Genomic DNA, 15,454 nt, shown 5'->3' on the forward strand with positions numbered 1-15,454 from the left:
TTCCACGACATGCGCGTGGCCCGTTTCGTCGTGCTCGCCCTCATGGACGGCACGCACGTCGGCCTCCAGGTCGTCCAGCTCCTCTGTGTTGATGCGCGGCGCGGCCATCGCGATGGCCTGGCCCTCGTTCACCTCGCGCGCGCGCATGCAGTCGAAGTACTCCTTGGTGCCCAGGGCGCGCACGGCGTAGGAGCGGGCGTCGCGCCGCACCAGCAGGCCTTCGCCGGCAAGGCGCACCAGCGCCTCGCGCATGGGGGTGCGGGAGATGCCCAGCCCCGCCCAACCGGCGACCATCACGATCACGCCGCTCGAGGTGCGCTCCACCAGCCTGGCCGAGCAAGCCTATGACCGGCTGCGCACGCTCATCCTGGACCGCAAGATCTCCGGCGGCAGTCCTTTGCAGGAAGGCCGCCTGGCCGAAGAGCTGGGCATCTCCCGCACCCCCATGCGCGAGGCGCTGGTGCGCCTTGCCGGCGAAGGCCTGCTGGTGCGGCGCGACGCCCGCTCCTACGCCGTGCGCGCCCTGGGCACCAAGGAGTACTTCGACTGCATGCGCGCGCGCGAGGTGATCGAGGGCGAGGCCATCGCGCTGGCCGCGCCGCGCATCACCAACGAGGAGCTGGACGCACTCGAGGCCGAGGTGCGTGCCCTCCATGAGGGCGAGCACGACGAGACGGCCCACTGGCATTTCGACGACAAGCTGCACCTCTTCCTGGCCGGCGCCAGCGGCAACGTGGTGTTTCCGCGCCTGGTGGAAGAGTTGCGGGTAAACGCCCGGCTGTTCCGCCTGCACAGCCCGCTGCATCGCCAGCGCGAAAACCACGACGAGCACGGCCGCATCCTGGAGGCCCTGCGCAGCCGCGACGCGGACCGCGCGCGCGAGGCCATGCGCGCGCACCTGCGCAGCCTGCAGGAAGACGTGCGCCGGGCGATCCTGGACTGATCGGGCGCCCAGGACCACGATCGACCGTCGCGTGCCGCTATCGGCGAAAGCTCTGAGCGTCAACCCACAAAGTCGACTTGTGTTGCCGACCCCGCGCCCGCAGCATGGCCTCGCGCCCTGTAGGCGCGAGAGGAGACAAACACATGAAGAAGACCTTGATCGTGATCGCCGCATGCGCGTCGTGCACCAAAGGCAACGTGAACCCGTACACGGGCAAAGAAGGGACGAAGCAACCATGAGACGCCGCCTCCTGGGAGCCGCCCTGGCGACCGTGTTGGGCCTGGTGAGTGCGCCCGCCGCCGCGCGGGGCCGACGTGGCGCAAGCTCGTCGCACCGAAGCGGCCGGACCTCGTTCTCGGGCGGGGGCGGTGGCGGTGGCGCGGGTGGCGCACACGGCGGCTGCGGCTCGCGCGGCGGCCCCGGCTACCGCAAGCCCGATGGCAAGTGCGCGAGCCATCGGGACTGAGCGTCGCGGCCGAACCGGGCGGCCCCTGCCGCCAGGGGCCGCTGCTTTCTCGCCCCGGCGCGCGCAGGGGCGGCAACAACGTCTGCGCGGCTGAGTCGCGCCCCCCGCGTCGCCGCATGGCACGCCATGCCTGCGCCCGCTATCCCTGGGCCACGCCCGCCTGCATCCGCACCGCACCGTCCTGCAGGAAGCAGGCCTTGTCGAAGAGCGTCAGGTCGGCCGGGTTTGGCAGCCGCACGTCGCCGATTCCGGGGAACGGCCGCGTGTCGGGCCGGTAGTCGCGCGCGATCTGCGCCAGGCACACCACCACGGCCTGCCGCTGCTGCGCGAAGGCCTTGAGCTGCACCACCTGCTCGGCCAGCGGCGGCTTGTCGCGACGCTGGTCCAGCAGCTGCAGGTAGTCGATCACCACCAGCATCCGGGGCGGCGCGTCGGCCAGTACCTGGGCGACGTGGACCGACGAGAGTTCATCGGTGGTGTCGATGTGCAGGCCGCACGCCGCGGCAGCCAGTCCATCGCCGCCGGCGTGCAGCAAGGCTTCGACCTCGGCCCGGGTGTATTCCAGCGTGAAAAACGCTGCTGGCCGGCCACGCCGCAATGCCTCGACCGCCAGGCCGAGGCCCAGCGCCGTCTTGCCCTGGTAGGGCCGCGCGGCCAGCAGCACGAGGTCGCCAGGCGACAGCTGCGCATGCAGCTGCGCGGCCTGCCCGCCCTGCTGCCAGGACGCGGCAAGATGACTCCAGGCGCGAAAGCCCTCGCGCACGGCGATGCGGTCGAGCGCGGCATGCAGCGGCAGCTTCTGCGTGCGTGACAGCGCCTTGGCCTGCTGCTTGAGAACGGGAATGGGAGCGGAAAGGGTCATGGCAACCTCAGCATGGGACCATGCGCGCGCCTCCTTGCGCATGCAGGTCGAACCAAGGGCATGAAGCGCAGACGACGGCCCGGTACGGAAGGTACTTCCCCAGTGGAGGCAGGGAGGCACGGGCGAGGTGCCGGCGGCGAGTATGGCACGCAAGGACGCCTGCCATGCCTTCCGCCGCGGCGGCGACGCGCAGCCGAGGCCCCGATCTGCCGGAGGAAGGTCGGTCAGCGCAACCTCAGCCGCCCAGATGCAGCCGCTCGAACTCCTCCGCCGACACCGGACGCCCGAACAGATAGCCCTGGGCCTCGGGGCAGCCGATGCTGCGCAGGAGGGCCAGTTGCTCGCCCGTCTCCACGCCCTCGGCGATCACCGCCATGCCGAAGCTGTCGCCCAGGTACTGGATGGTGCGCACCACCGCGGCGTCGGCGGGGTCCTCGGATGCGTTGCGGACGAAGGCGCGGTCGATCTTCAGGCGGTTGACCGGATAGCGCTTGAGCAGGCTGAGCGACGCGAAGCCGGTGCCGTAGTCGTCGAAGGCCAGGCCGAAGCCGGCGCTGCGCAGGTCGTAGAGCAGCTCGAAGGTGCTGGTGTCGCCGCCCAGCAGCGTGTTTTCCACGATCTCCAGCTCCAGGCATTCGGGCGGCATGCCGGCCTGCGCCACCGCCTGCTGGGCCACGGCGAGCAGGCGGCCCGACTTGAGCTGGGCTGGAAACAGGTTGACGCCGATGCGGAAGCCCGGCCGCAGCCGCTGCCACTGCGCCGCCGTCCGGCAGGCGGTGTGCATGACCCAGTCGCCGACCAGCGCCGCCGAGGGCTTCTGCGACAGCACGTCGATGAAGGCCACCGGCGCCAGCAGACCGCGTGTCGGATGGCGCCAGCGCAGGAGCGCCTCGGCACCGACGACGCGCAGATCGGCGAGCGAGACGTAGGGCTGGTAGAAGAGCTCGTATTCGCCGCGCTCGAAGGCCAGCCGCAGTTCCTGCTGGAAAGCGCGCTGCGCGGCGGCGAGTTCGCGCAGGTCCGGCGTGAACACCTCGATGCCGCCCTTGCCGGCCGCCTTGGCCCGGTAGAGCGTCAGGTCGGCGGCGCCCAGCAGTTCCTCGGGCCGCTCGCCGTGCTCGGGCGCCAGGGCGATGCCGATGCTCGCGCCGAGGTCGGGCAGCGCCTCGAACAACGGAACGGCCTGCAGCTCGTGCAGCAGCGAGGCGGCCTGCTGGCGTGCGGCGTCGGGCGCGTTGCCGGAGAACAGCGCGACGAACTCGTCGCCGCCCAGCCGGGCGATGCAGCGCGCGTCCGGCCAGACCCGCTGCAGCCGGCCGGCCAGGTCGCGCAGCACGGCGTCGCCGGCGGAATGGCCCCAGCCGTCGTTGACTTCCTTGAAGTTGTCCAGGTCGAGCAGAAGCACCGTGGCCCTGGCGTCCTCGGCCAGGGCGCGCTGGATGTGCTCCCGCCAGCTCGCGCGGTTGGCCAGGCCGGTCAGTGTGTCGGTGGTGGCCAGCTGAGTGAGGCGCTGTTCGTGCTTCTTGCGTTCGGTGATGTCGCGCACGATCATGCCGACGCCCGGCCGGCCCTGATCCTGCCAGGTCGACAGCGACAGCTCGGCGGGAAAGCGCGAGCCGTCCGCCCGCTGCGCGGTGACCTCCAGCGTGCGCTCGGCCAAGTCGAGCGGCTCGCCGCCCTGCAGCCGGGCCAGCCGCTCCTCGTAGACGGCCCGCGAGTCCGCATCGAGGATGCCGGTGGCGGGCCGGCCGACGACGTGCGCGGCGGAGCAGCCGAAGACCCGCGCCGCCGCGGCGTTCCAGTAGCTCACGCGCCCCTGGCCGTCGAGGCACACGATGGCATCGGGCGCGGTGGTGGCGATGCTTTCGAAGCGCGCCTGGTCCGCCAGCCGCACGCGGTCCAGCCGCCGCAGTTCCATGCGGCTCATCACCAGGCCGGCGATGTCGAACAGGCTCTGCTGCTCCGCGGGGGTCAGCCCCGGCCGTGGCCGCACGTCGAGCACGCACAGCGTGCCCAGCACCTCGCCGTCGAAGGCCACCAGCGGGCGGCCCGCATAGAAACGCACGAACGGCTCGTCCAGCACGTAAGGGTTGGACCAGAAACGTGCGTCCTTCAGCGTGTCGGGAACGACCAGAAGCTCGGGCTCGACCAGCGCATGGCTGCAGAAGGCGACGTCGCGGTCATCGTCACGCAGGCGGATGTCGCCGCAGCGGGCCTGGATGCGCTGCCTGTCCTGATCCACGATCGAGACCATGGCCATGGGCGCATCGAGCAGCCGCGCCACCAGCTGCACCAGCTGGGACAGGTCCCGCTCGACGGCCAGGGTGTCCAGTTCGTAGGCCGACAGCGTGCGCAACCGGTTCGTCTCGTCGCTGCGGGGATCGGAGGAAGAGGTCGCCATGGTGGGGAAGGAGTGGCTGCCGGAACGGCCCACATCTTTCCTCAAAAGTCGGTCGCGCAGGGCAGGGGTAAGCATGTGTCTTTCGCGGCTGCGGCCTTCTGAGGAAGGCGACCGATCCCGGCGGCGGGTGGCGTCCTACTTCGCGCGCCCGGGCCGGCACCGGCGATAAGAGACGTCGAAGGCCATGTGCCCAATCGGCCACCTCGGCCTTAGCATTTGCCATGCCCTTCCGTCGCCGACTCGTCATCGTGTCTGCCGCGCTGGCCCTGGCCGGATGCGCGGCACTCGCCACCGCGCCGCCTGGCCCCGCCGATGCGCCGGTCGTCCAGACCAACAGCCTGGGCATGCGCTTCGTCCGCATCCCGGCGGGCGAGTTCCTGATGGGCAGCGAGGAGCCGGCCGCCAGCCTGGCGCGCGACTTTCCGCAGTTGCCGCCCGAGCGCTTTTACGAGCTTGCCGACGAAGGCCCGGTGCACCGCGTGCGCATCACCCGCGCTTTCTGGATGGGCCAGCACGAGGTGACCGTGGGCCAGTTCCGCCGCTTCCTCGAACGTTCCGGTTACGTCCCCGAGTCCATCGCCGACGGCACCGGCGGCTACGGCTGGCGGGCCGGCTACGACCCCGCCCACAGCCCCCGCGGCGATGCCTTCGAAGGCCGTGACCCGCGCTATGCCTGGAACGCGCCCGGCTTCGTGCAGGGCGAAGACCATCCGGTCGTCAACGTCAGCTGGAACGACGCCCAGGCCCTGGCCGACTGGCTGAGCCGCACCGAGGGCCGCCGCTACCGTCTGCCGACCGAGGCCGAATGGGAATACGCCTGCCGCGCCGGCACCCGCACGCGCTACCACACCGGCGACGACCCGTCCTCCCTGCGCGGTGCGGCCAAGGTCTTCGACCAGCGCACGGCCGGCCACTGGCCGCAGTGGAAAGCCATGGCCCTGCCGGCCGACAGCGGCTTCGCCTTCACCGCGCCGGTGGGCAGCGGCGCGCCCAATGCCTGGGGCCTGTACGACATGCACGGCAATGCCTGGGAATGGGTGGCCGACTGGTATGGCGAGGACTACTACGCCCGCTCGCCCGCCCGCGACCCCACCGGCCCCGCCGAGGGCACGGTGCGCGTGCGGCGCGGCGGCTCCTGGCACACCTGGCCCTTCTATGCCCGCGCCGCTTACCGCAATTGGAATGCGCCGGACACGCGCTACACGCTGGTGGGCATGCGCCTGGTGCGGGAGGAAGAAGGACCGTGAGTCCGCGCGATCAACCGCCAGGCAGGTGCAGCCGCGCCGAATCCTTCACCTCTTCCATCACCGCATAGGTGCGCGTCTCGCGCACGCCCGGCAACTGCCACAGCACGGCGCCGGCAAAGCGGCGGTAGTCGGCCATGTCGGCGCTGCGGGTCTTGAGCAGGTAGTCGAAGCCGCCCGCCACCATGTGGCATTCCATGATCTCGGGATGCACCTGCACCGCGGCCTTGAAGGCGTCGAAGACGTTGGGCGTGGTGCGGTCCAGCAGCACCTCCACGAAGACCAGCATGCCGGCGCCCAGCTTGATCGGGTTCAGCCGCGCCTCGTAGCCCAGGATGTAGCCCTCGTCCGTGAGCCGCTGCACGCGCGCCAGCGCGGCCGTGGGCGAAAGCCCGACCGTCTCTGCCAGCCTGACGTTGGTGATGCGGCCGTCGGCCTGCAGCAGGGCCAGGATGCGCAGATCCAGCCGGTCCAGGCCGGCCGGGAGGGCGGTAGATGATTTTTTATTCGTCATTTGGCGTGAACTTCGAAGGAATATTCGGCGGAATCTGCTGAATCATTGTGGCGTTCACCATCCACCTGCCGCCATGACAGATGTGACCTTTACCCCGCCCTCCGCTGCTGCGACCGCGGCCGCCCCCCTGGCCGGCGCCGGTACCGCGGCCGCGATCCGCCGCCGCATCGCCGAGGCCTGCCGCGGCGACGAAGCCGCCGCCGTCCGGGCCCTGCTGCCCGCAGCCCGGCTGCCGGCGCCCCAGGCGCAGGCCGCCCATGCCCTGGCCTGCCGCCTGGCGCGGGGCCTTCGCGACCGGGGCACGGGCAGCGGAAAGGCCGGGCTGGTGCAGGGCCTGCTGCAGGAATACGCCCTGTCCTCGCAGGAAGGCGTGGCGCTGATGTGCCTGGCCGAGGCGCTGCTGCGCATTCCCGACAGCGCCACGCGCGATGCGCTCATCCGCGACAAGATCGCCGACGGCCAGTGGCAGGCGCATGCCGGCCGCAGCCCCTCGCTGTTCGTCAACGCCGCCACCTGGGGGCTGCTCATCACCGGCAAGCTGGTGGCCACGCACAGCGAGTCGGGGCTGTCGGGCCAGCTCGGCCGGCTGGTCGCCAAGGGCGGCGAGCCGCTGATCCGCAAGGGCGTGGACATGGCGATGCGGCTGATGGGCGAACAGTTCGTCACCGGCCAGACCATCGACGAGGCGCTGTGCCGCGCCGACGCGCGCGAGGCGCAGGGCTTTCGCCATTCCTACGACATGCTGGGCGAGGCCGCCATGACCGCCGCCGACGCCGAGCGCTACCGCCAGGCCTACGCGGCGGCCATCCATGCCATCGGCCGCGCCGCCGCCGGCCGGGGGCCCATCGACGGGCCCGGCATCTCCATCAAGCTGTCGGCCCTGCATCCGCGCTATGCGCGCGCCCAGCGCCAGCGCGTGATGGACGAGCTGTACCCCATGCTGCGCGGCCTGGCCGAGCTGGCCCGCGGCTACGACATCGGCCTGAACATCGATGCGGAAGAGGCCGACCGGCTCGAACTTTCGCTCGACCTGCTGGAGCGCCTGTGCTTCGAACCCACGCTGGCTGGCTGGCAGGGCATCGGCTTCGTGGTGCAGGCCTATCAAAAGCGCTGCCCCTTCGTCATCGACTTCCTCGTCGACCTGGCGGCGCGCAGCCATCACCGGCTGATGGTGCGGCTGGTCAAGGGCGCGTACTGGGACAGCGAGATCAAGCGCGCGCAGGCGGACGGGCAGGACGGCTTTCCGGTCTACACCCGCAAGGTGCACACCGACGTGGCCTACCTGGCCTGCGCCCGCCGCCTGCTGGCCGCGCCGGCGCAGGTGTATCCGCAGTTCGCCACCCACAACGCGCACACGCTGGCCGCCATCCACACCCTGGCCGACCCGGCCGCGTGGCAGCCGGGGCAGTACGAGTTCCAATGCCTGCACGGCATGGGCGAACCGCTGTACGCACAGGTGGTGAGCGATGCGGCGCAGGGCGGCCTGGCCCGCCCCTGCAGCATCTACGCGCCCGTCGGCACGCACGAGACGCTGCTGGCCTACCTGGTGCGCCGGCTGCTGGAGAACGGCGCCAACAGCTCCTTCGTGCACCGCGTGGCGGATGCGACGCTGCCCATCGAAGCGCTGGTGGAAGACCCGGTGGCCGCCGTCGACCGGCAGGCGCGCGAGGAGGGCGCGGTTGCGGCGCCGCACCCGGCCATCGCCCATCCGGCGCGGCTGTATGGCGAGGCGCGGGCCAATTCGCTCGGCATGGACGTGGCGGACGAGGACACGCTGGCAGTGCTGGATGCCGCGCTGGCGGAGAGTGCCGGCATAGCCTGGCAGGCCGTGCCCATGCTGGGCGGTGCGCAGGCACCGCATGGGGCCGCGGGCGGCGCGCCAGATTCGGCCGCGTCCCACTTCGCGCGCCTGCACAACCCTGCCGACCACCGCGACCTGGTCGGCCGCGTGCGCGACGCCACGGCCGACGAGGTCCAGGCCGCCCTGTCCGCCGCCACCGCCTTCGCGGGGCAGTGGGCCGACGTGCCGGCCAGCATCCGCGCCGCCGCCCTCGAAGGTGCTGCCGACGCGCTGCAGACCGCCATGCCGCGCCTCGTGGCCCTGCTGGTCCGCGAGGCCGGCAAGACGCGCGCCAACGGCATCGCCGAGGTGCGCGAGGCCATCGACTTCCTGCGCTTCTACGCTGGCCAGGCCCGCCGCGCGCTGCAGGAGGCGGACAGCGCCCCGCTCGGCCCCGTCGTCTGCATCAGCCCCTGGAACTTCCCGCTGGCCATCTTCCTCGGCCAGATCGCCGCCGCGCTGGCCGCCGGCAACCCGGTGCTCGCCAAGCCCGCCGAGCAGACGCCCTTGATCGCCGCCGAAGCCGTGCGCCTGCTGCGCGACGCCGGCATCCCCGCGGACGCCCTGCAACTGCTGCCCGGCGACGGTGCCACCGTCGGCGCCGCCCTGGTCGCCGATGCGCGCGTGCAGGGCGTGATGTTCACCGGCTCCACCGAGGTCGCGCGGCTGCTGCAGCGCAGCCTGAGCCAGCGCCTGGGCGCCCACGGCACGCCCGTGCCGCTGATCGCCGAAACGGGCGGGCAGAACGCCATGGTGGTGGACTCCTCCGCCCTCACCGAACAGGTGGTGGCCGACGTGCTGGCCTCCGCCTTCGACAGTGCCGGCCAGCGGTGCTCGGCCCTGCGCGTGCTGTGCGTGCAGGAGGAATCGGCCGATGCGCTGCTGCACATGCTGCGCGGCGCCATGGCCGAGCTGACCCTGGGCGACCCCGCGCAGTTGGCCACCGACGTCGGGCCCGTCATCGACGTCGAGGCGCGGCAAGGCATCGAGGCCCACGTCGCCGCCATGCGGGCCAAGGGCCGCCGCGTGCACCGCGCCGGCCGCCTGCCGCCGGAAGGCCTGGATGCAGGCCACTTCGTGCCGCCCACGCTGATCGAGATCGACAGCCTGGCCGAACTGCAGCGCGAGGTCTTCGGCCCCGTGCTGCACGTGCTGCGCTGGCGCCGTCCCCAGCTGGGCCGCCTGCTCGTCGACATCGCGGCCACCGGCTATGGCCTGACTCTGGGCCTGCACACGCGCATCGACGAGACCATCGCGCAGGTGACGCACGCCGCCGCGGTGGGCAACGTCTACGTCAACCGCAACATGGTCGGCGCCGTCGTCGGCGTGCAGCCCTTCGGCGGCGAGGGCCTGTCGGGCACCGGGCCGAAGGCGGGCGGGCCGCTGTACCTGTACCGGCTGCTGGCGCGGCGGCCAGCGGGCTGGATGGCGCGCGCCGTGGATCTGGCGCTGCCCAATGCCTCTGCCGAAGCGGGCGAATCCGCCCAGGCGTCATCGCTGCAACGGCTGGCCGACTGGGCCATCGCGCGCGGCGACGACGGCCTGGCCACCGCCTGCCGCAGGATGCACGCCGCGCTCCCGTCGGCCCGCGCCTGGACGCTGCCCGGCCCCACCGGCGAACGCAACCGCTACGCGCTGCAGCCCCGCGCCCTGGCCCTGTGCCTGGCCGACACCGACGAGGCACGCCTGCATCAACTCGCCGCCGTGCTGGCCGTGGGCGGTGCCGCGCTGTGGCCGGCGGACGCGGCCACGCGCGCCCTTCATGCAGCGCTGCCGCCAGATGTCAGCGCGCACGTCCGGTTGTGGGAAGGCACCGTGGAGGATCCGCACGCCGGCTTCGACGTGGTGCTTCACCACGGCACGGCCGCGGCACTGCAGGAGGTCGCCGACCAACTCGCACGGCGCTCCGGCTCCATCGTGCGCCTGCAGCCCTGTGCACCGGCGGCCGCGCATTTGGCGCTGGACGCGCTGTTCACCGAACGGGCGCTGAGCGTCAACACTGCGGCAGCCGGCGGCAACGCGAGCCTGATGACGCTGGACTGAGAAGGATGAAGGCCGGAGGACCCCACGCCACCCGCTGCGGGCGCTGGGGTCGCGGCGCGCGCCGAAGCATCTCCACCTCCACCTCCAGCCGCAATCCATGGTGCAGCGAGCCCGTGGGCACGACGGCCCGGGCCGGACGTGACGTGCCTGCCCACTGTGCATGGCGCCGGTCGAAGGCGGGCGAGTGGGCCATGTCGTCTACGAAACCCGAACCTGCAACTGCTGGTCGATGCTGCTGCCGCCGGCCGCCAGCGCCGTGGCCACTTTCGCTGGCACCTGGGTGGCCTGCGCCTCAGCAGCATCGCTGGCACTACAGTGTTCCTGACAGGAGGTTCGACATGCGAGTTCGGGATTTCAGCGATACCGACCTGGAGGACGTCTATCAGCGCCTCATGACCAGTGAGGTAGGGCCACCGCATCGAAAGTGCCGATGCCTGGAAGCGGCTGATTCGCGCTTGGCCCCGGACGGCGGTCGCGGTTCTGCACGGCCGAGTTGCGGGCTTCGCCCGCGCCATCACGGATGGCATGTCGAACGGCTGCTTGTCGATGGCGGTGTCCGCGGAACGCTGGCGTCGGCAAGGCGTCGGGCGCGCCCTTGTCGAACACATTGTTGGCGCGGATCCACGGATTACCTGGGTACTGCGCGCATACAGACCCGGTGCACCGGACTTCTTTGCAAAACTGAGGATTCGTCGCGTCTCCAGACGAAGTGGGATCGCGCCGACATTGAAAATCTTTAAGCGCCGATGCTGGAAATCTGACTACAGCAACTTTCCTTTCCTGCACTGGAGTCAACGTCATGCGTGAAAAAAAGATATCGTGATTCATTACGATGAGCAGCTCGACAGAGTGTTTTTCTATACAACTGACTTCGCGAACACCGCAGCAATCCGCGAAAAGGAATTCGGCGGCCTCAGTCTTGAGGTAGAGATGATGCGTGAAGGCGCGCCCGAAGAGGCCGAGATGAGACTTGGCGGCTGGATTTTCTCGCTCATCGAATTGATCGGCGTCAAGAAAATCGGCTTCACGGATTATCAAGCAGAGGCTGCAGAAGCGTCTGCCGACTTCATTTCGGAGCTCGAGAAGCAGGCAGCAATAGGGAATCACGAAGCCCGGTATCACCTCTTCATGGAATTCCACAGAAAAGCGATGAGCGAAGGTTCCATGGATCACTTGTCTCGTGCGGAGAACCTTCTGCAAGCCTCGGCGTCCCAGGGCTACTCTGAAGCGATCTCCGTTCTGGGAGACTGGTCAACCCTCAAGGGCGCAGCAATGCGGCGCATCGCGCGCCTCAAGGCAGAGGCGCTTGCAAGCATCGCCCCACCCCCGTCGCCGCCAACTCCGCAAACACTGTGAATTCGCGATCGGCAATACGGATATTTCCGCGCGAGACATGGTTCTTGAGATAAACCAGGACATCATCGACGGGTATTTCGTCACCGATGCGCCGATGGACTTCGATCAAGACTGTCTTGACTCCTCGTTCCAGGAACTGCTCGAGCAGCACGGCACGTGCGCGTCCCTCCATCAGAAGGCCTTTCTCGTCAACCAGATTTATCCAATCGGATTGCGCCGCGTCCACGACAGGAAAGTGAGTGCGCATGAGCGCGTGGACGCGGCGGGGGTTCATAAGATGGATCCCGGAATTTAACGGCAAGAAAGACGAACGCCGCCGAACTGGCGCAGGCTGCTGGCAGCAGGCGATGTCAGCGTAGCATTGGCTCGCCCATCTGGTCGATCGGCGACGCCCCGAGGCGCCCTGGTCGGGGTGATCAACCGCCCCGATTTCCCCGATCCACAGAAGCACGCCGCCGCGGCGCCTCCCGCTTGGCCCGCTGCCGGGCCGGCCCGTGCGTGCCCGCCAGGTTGTGGGCCGTGTTGATCAGCCCGATGTGCGAGAACGCCTGCGGAAAGTTGCCCAGCTGCCGCCCGGCGGCCATGTCGTATTCCTCGGACAGCAGCCCCAGGTCGTTGCGCAGGCCCATCAGCCGCTCGAACAGGGCGGCGGCATCGTCGTGGCGGCCGGCCATGACGTAGGCGTCGGCCAGCCAGAAGCTGCAGGCCAGGAAGGCGCCTTCCTCGCCGCCCACGCCGTCGTCCGTCGCGTCGGTGGAGTAGCGCTGCACCAGCCCATCCTTCATCAGCCCGCGCTCGATGGCGGCGATGGTGCCGGCCACGCGCGGGTCGCTGGCCGGCAGAAAGCCGACCTGCGGCATGAGCAGCAGGCCGGCGTCCAGGCTGCGGCCGCCGTAGTACTGCACGAAGCTGTTCATCTGCGCATCGAAGCCATGCGTGCAGATGTCGGCATGGATGGCATCGCGCACCGCGCGCCAGTGGTCCACCGGGCCGGTGCAGCCGTGGTGCTCCACGGCGGCCACGGCGCGGTCGAAGGCCACCCAGGCCATCAGGCGCGAATGGGTGTACGCCCGGGGCGGGCCGCGTGTCTCCCAGATGCCCTGGTCGGGCTCGCGCCAGATGGTCTCCAGGTGCGCCAGCAGCGTCACCTGCATCTGCCAGGCCTCGGCCTGGGTCTGCAGCTCGGCGCCGCGGGCGGCATGCAGCGTGTCCATCAGCTCGCCGTAGACGTCGATCTGCATCTGTCCGGCGGCGCCGTTGCCCACGCGCACCGGGCGGCTGTTCGCATAGCCGGACAGCCAGGGTAGCTCGTACTCCGGCAGCCAGCGCTCGCCGCCGATGCCGTACATGATCTGCATCTGGTGCGGCGAGCCGGCGACGGCGCGCAGCAGCCACTGGCGCCACTGCTCGGCCTCTTCGCGGTAGCCGGCGTTGAGCAGGGCATAGAGCGTCAGGGCCGAGTCCCGCACCCAGCAATAGCGGTAGTCCCAGTTGCGGCTGCCGCCCAGCGCCTCGGGCAGGGAGGTGGTGGGCGCCGCCACGATGGCGCCGGTGGGCGCGTAGGTGAGCAGCTTGAGCGTGATGAGCGAACGCGTCACCGCGTCGTGCCAGGCGGGCGGCATGGCGGGCGTCTGCGCGCGGCAGACCCATTCGCGCCACCAGGTCACGGTGCGGTCCAGTGTCTCGATGCGGTCGTCCACGAAATGCGGCTTGCGGTGCGACGGGTGGTAGGCCAGCGTCATCGGCACCCGCTCGCCGGCTCGCACGGTGAAGCGTGCCCAGGTGCTCAGGTCGCGGCCTTCCAGCGGCAGGTCGGCATGCAGTTCGGCTGCATCGGGGCCGGCGACGAAGCTCAGGCCATAGTCCTTGCGCTGCACCCAGGGCACGGTGCAGCCGTGCGCGAAGCGCACCGTGAGCTGCATCGCCATCGCCACCTCGCCCTCGATGCCGGTGACGATGCGCACCACGTCCACATGGGCGGCGTCCTCCTCGCTGCGCGGCATGAAGTCGGTGAGCGTGACGGCACCGGTGGCGGTCTCGAAGCGCGTCTCCAGCACGGCCGTGTCCTCGAGGTAGCGGCGGGTGACGCGGGCGTCGGGGTCGACGGGTGCCACCTTCCAGCGGCCGTTGTCCTCGCTGCCGAGCAGGGCCGCGAAACAGGCGGGCGAGTCGAAACGGGGCAGGCACAGCCAGTCGATGGAACCGTCGCGGCCCACCAGGGCGGCCGACAGCATGTTGCCGATGAGGGCGTAGTCCTCGATGCGCCGCATGGGCGCGCGGCTGGCGCCGGCAGCGCCCTGGCCCTCGGTCACCGCGGTGCGAGGGTCGGGAGTGGGGGCCGCGCCGCTCATCCGCCGTGCGCGAAGTCGGGGTAATCGGTCATGCCGCCGTCCACGAACACCGTGGTGCCGGTGACGTAGCGCGCGGCGTGCGAGGCCAGCACCACCGCCATGTCGGCGATGTCCTCGGGCTCGCCCATGCGGTTCATCGGGATCTTGCGCAGCAGGTCGGCATGGCCTTGCGGGTCTTCCCACACGTTTCGGTTGATGTCGGTGCGGATGGCGCCGGGCGCCAGGCTCAGCACGCGCACGCCGTGCGGCGCAGCCTCCTGCGCCAGGGTGCGGCCCAGCATCGTGAGGCCGGCCTTGCTGGCGCAATAGGCGCTGTAGCCGCTCCAGGCGATGGTTTCGTGCACGCTGGTGGTGTTGACGATCACGCCGGACTTCTGCGGCACCATGCGGCGCAGGGCCTGCTGCGCGCACAGGAAGGCGCCCTTGAGGTTGGTGTCGATCACGCGGCTCCAGGCGTCGATGTCGGCCTCCCAGGCCAGCGCATGGTCGCCGTCCATGCCGGCGTTGTTGATGAGGATGTCGATGCCGCCCCAGGTCTCGTCCAGCGTTGCGAACATGCGGGTCACGTCGTCGGCGCGGCTGATGTCGGCCGGCACGGTGATCGGCCGCGTGCCGCCGCTGGCGCAGCTGTCCGCCAGCTGCGTCGCCGCATCCGGCTTGGAGCGGTAGTTGATGGCGACGCGGGCGCCGGCTTTCGCGAAGGCCTTGACGATGGCCGCGCCGAGGCCGGAGCTGCCGCCGGTGACGAGCACGCGCTGTTGGTCGAGTTTCAGGTCCATGGGCGGACGTCCTCCTGGTCGTTGGGCAGCAAGCGGTCCCAGAGGGAGAGAGAGCTGCTTGCACATCACACGAATTGACGCACGGCGTGCGGCAGAAGGGCGTCGGACGAGGCAGACAGCCAGCGCCCGGGGGAATGGGCAGATGGCTGACGAGGTGCTGCGCGACGCAGCACTGGTGCGCCCGCACCACATCGCGGCCGATGGGAAGGGCCGCCAATGAGGACAACTGACGTCTTTCGACTGACATTCCCCCGCGTCTCGCAGTCGAATCGCGTCCGAACCCTAACAAAAAGACACATTTTTCCGAAAATGTAAGACGACGTTGAATCTTTTTGTAGTCCTTCTACGTATTGCGATCACGGTCCGACGTCAGCACTGCCCGCCGAGGGCGGGCGGCGCGGCCGTCCGCCGTGGCCGGCGGCACGCAGCCGCGGCGCCCACGGCCGTTCGCCAACGAGGATGAAATGATTCAGGTACTGGAGCGGTCGCCGATGGCCGCGCAACACGACGACCCTTTGCACGACCGCCCGCCGGCGGCGCGTGCCGGGACACGGGCGGCCCTTGACGCACCTTCGACCGCCGCGCCCGGCGCCCCCACCGCGAGCCTGAGCATCCTGGCGGCCAGCGTGCTGGCGGCCAGGATGCTCAGGCTCGC

The 15,454-nt window shown here is 70.3% G+C and carries 12 protein-coding genes and 1 pseudogene; 6 read left to right on the top strand and 7 right to left on the bottom strand.

Annotated elements, in window-relative coordinates; translation table 11 throughout:
- Positions 1-252: pseudogene (locus tag NS331_RS09625) on the bottom strand (GntR family transcriptional regulator); the annotation flags it as partial.
- Between the two features lie 13 nt (positions 253-265).
- Here NS331_RS09625 and NS331_RS09630 point away from each other — a divergent pair.
- On the top strand, positions 266-943 hold the full coding sequence (locus NS331_RS09630) for a GntR family transcriptional regulator (RefSeq protein ID WP_058641788.1): 678 nt from the start codon (positions 266-268) through the stop codon (positions 941-943).
- A 605-nt stretch (positions 944-1,548) separates the two neighbouring features.
- On the opposite strand, the gene NS331_RS09640 is transcribed toward NS331_RS09630, so the two are convergent.
- Positions 1,549-2,271, bottom strand: coding sequence for a DNA helicase (locus tag NS331_RS09640; protein WP_058641790.1), 723 nt, complete (start codon positions 2,269-2,271; stop codon positions 1,549-1,551).
- Between the two features lie 235 nt (positions 2,272-2,506).
- Positions 2,507-4,672 carry a sensor domain-containing phosphodiesterase gene (locus NS331_RS09645; protein ID WP_193758071.1) on the bottom strand — a complete coding sequence of 722 codons (2,166 nt, stop codon included), beginning with the start codon at positions 4,670-4,672 and terminating at the stop codon, positions 2,507-2,509.
- 221 nt (positions 4,673-4,893) lie between these two features.
- On the opposite strand from NS331_RS09645, the gene NS331_RS09650 reads away from it, so the two are divergent.
- Complete coding sequence (locus NS331_RS09650; RefSeq protein ID WP_058641792.1) at positions 4,894-5,919, top strand: formylglycine-generating enzyme family protein; 1,026 nt, start codon at positions 4,894-4,896, stop codon at positions 5,917-5,919.
- Positions 5,920-5,929: 10 nt separating this feature from the next.
- Here the strand turns inward: NS331_RS09650 and NS331_RS09655 are convergent, their stop codons facing one another.
- Positions 5,930-6,430, bottom strand: coding sequence for an Lrp/AsnC ligand binding domain-containing protein (locus NS331_RS09655; protein ID WP_058641793.1), 501 nt, complete (start codon positions 6,428-6,430; stop codon positions 5,930-5,932).
- 73 nt (positions 6,431-6,503) lie between these two features.
- Between NS331_RS09655 and putA the strand changes: the two genes are divergently transcribed.
- The gene (putA, locus tag NS331_RS09660; protein ID WP_058641794.1) at positions 6,504-10,313 is read left to right on the top strand and encodes a trifunctional transcriptional regulator/proline dehydrogenase/L-glutamate gamma-semialdehyde dehydrogenase; all 3,810 of its coding nucleotides are present in this window, start codon (positions 6,504-6,506) and stop codon (positions 10,311-10,313) included.
- Positions 10,314-10,703: 390 nt separating this feature from the next.
- Here the strand turns inward: putA and NS331_RS27470 are convergent, their stop codons facing one another.
- Positions 10,704-11,141 carry a hypothetical protein gene (locus NS331_RS27470; RefSeq protein ID WP_440589379.1) on the bottom strand — a complete coding sequence of 146 codons (438 nt, stop codon included), beginning with the start codon at positions 11,139-11,141 and terminating at the stop codon, positions 10,704-10,706.
- Here NS331_RS27470 and NS331_RS09665 point away from each other — a divergent pair.
- Positions 11,133-11,669 (top strand): hypothetical protein, encoded by a 537-nt coding sequence (locus NS331_RS09665; RefSeq protein ID WP_058641795.1) that lies wholly within the window; start codon positions 11,133-11,135, stop codon positions 11,667-11,669. The two genes, NS331_RS27470 and NS331_RS09665, sit on opposite strands and share 9 nt — an antisense overlap.
- 37 nt (positions 11,670-11,706) lie before the next feature.
- Positions 11,707-11,964 (top strand): hypothetical protein, encoded by a 258-nt coding sequence (locus NS331_RS09670; RefSeq protein WP_058641796.1) that lies wholly within the window; start codon positions 11,707-11,709, stop codon positions 11,962-11,964.
- Positions 11,965-12,085: 121 nt separating this feature from the next.
- On the opposite strand, the gene NS331_RS09675 is transcribed toward NS331_RS09670, so the two are convergent.
- A complete protein-coding gene (locus tag NS331_RS09675; protein WP_058641798.1) occupies positions 12,086-13,939 on the bottom strand; it encodes a glycoside hydrolase family 15 protein in 1,854 nt (617 codons plus the stop codon).
- A 77-nt stretch (positions 13,940-14,016) separates the two neighbouring features.
- Positions 14,017-14,799 carry a 3-oxoacyl-ACP reductase FabG gene (fabG, locus tag NS331_RS09680; protein ID WP_058641797.1) on the bottom strand — a complete coding sequence of 261 codons (783 nt, stop codon included), beginning with the start codon at positions 14,797-14,799 and terminating at the stop codon, positions 14,017-14,019.
- Positions 14,800-15,263: 464 nt separating this feature from the next.
- Here fabG and NS331_RS26975 point away from each other — a divergent pair.
- Positions 15,264-15,454: hypothetical protein (locus tag NS331_RS26975; protein ID WP_206597328.1), on the top strand; the 191-nt coding region annotated here is incomplete at its 3' end.

This window comes from Pseudacidovorax intermedius (assembly GCF_001476815.1).
GTDB lineage: Bacteria > Pseudomonadota > Gammaproteobacteria > Burkholderiales > Burkholderiaceae_C > Xenophilus > Xenophilus intermedius_A.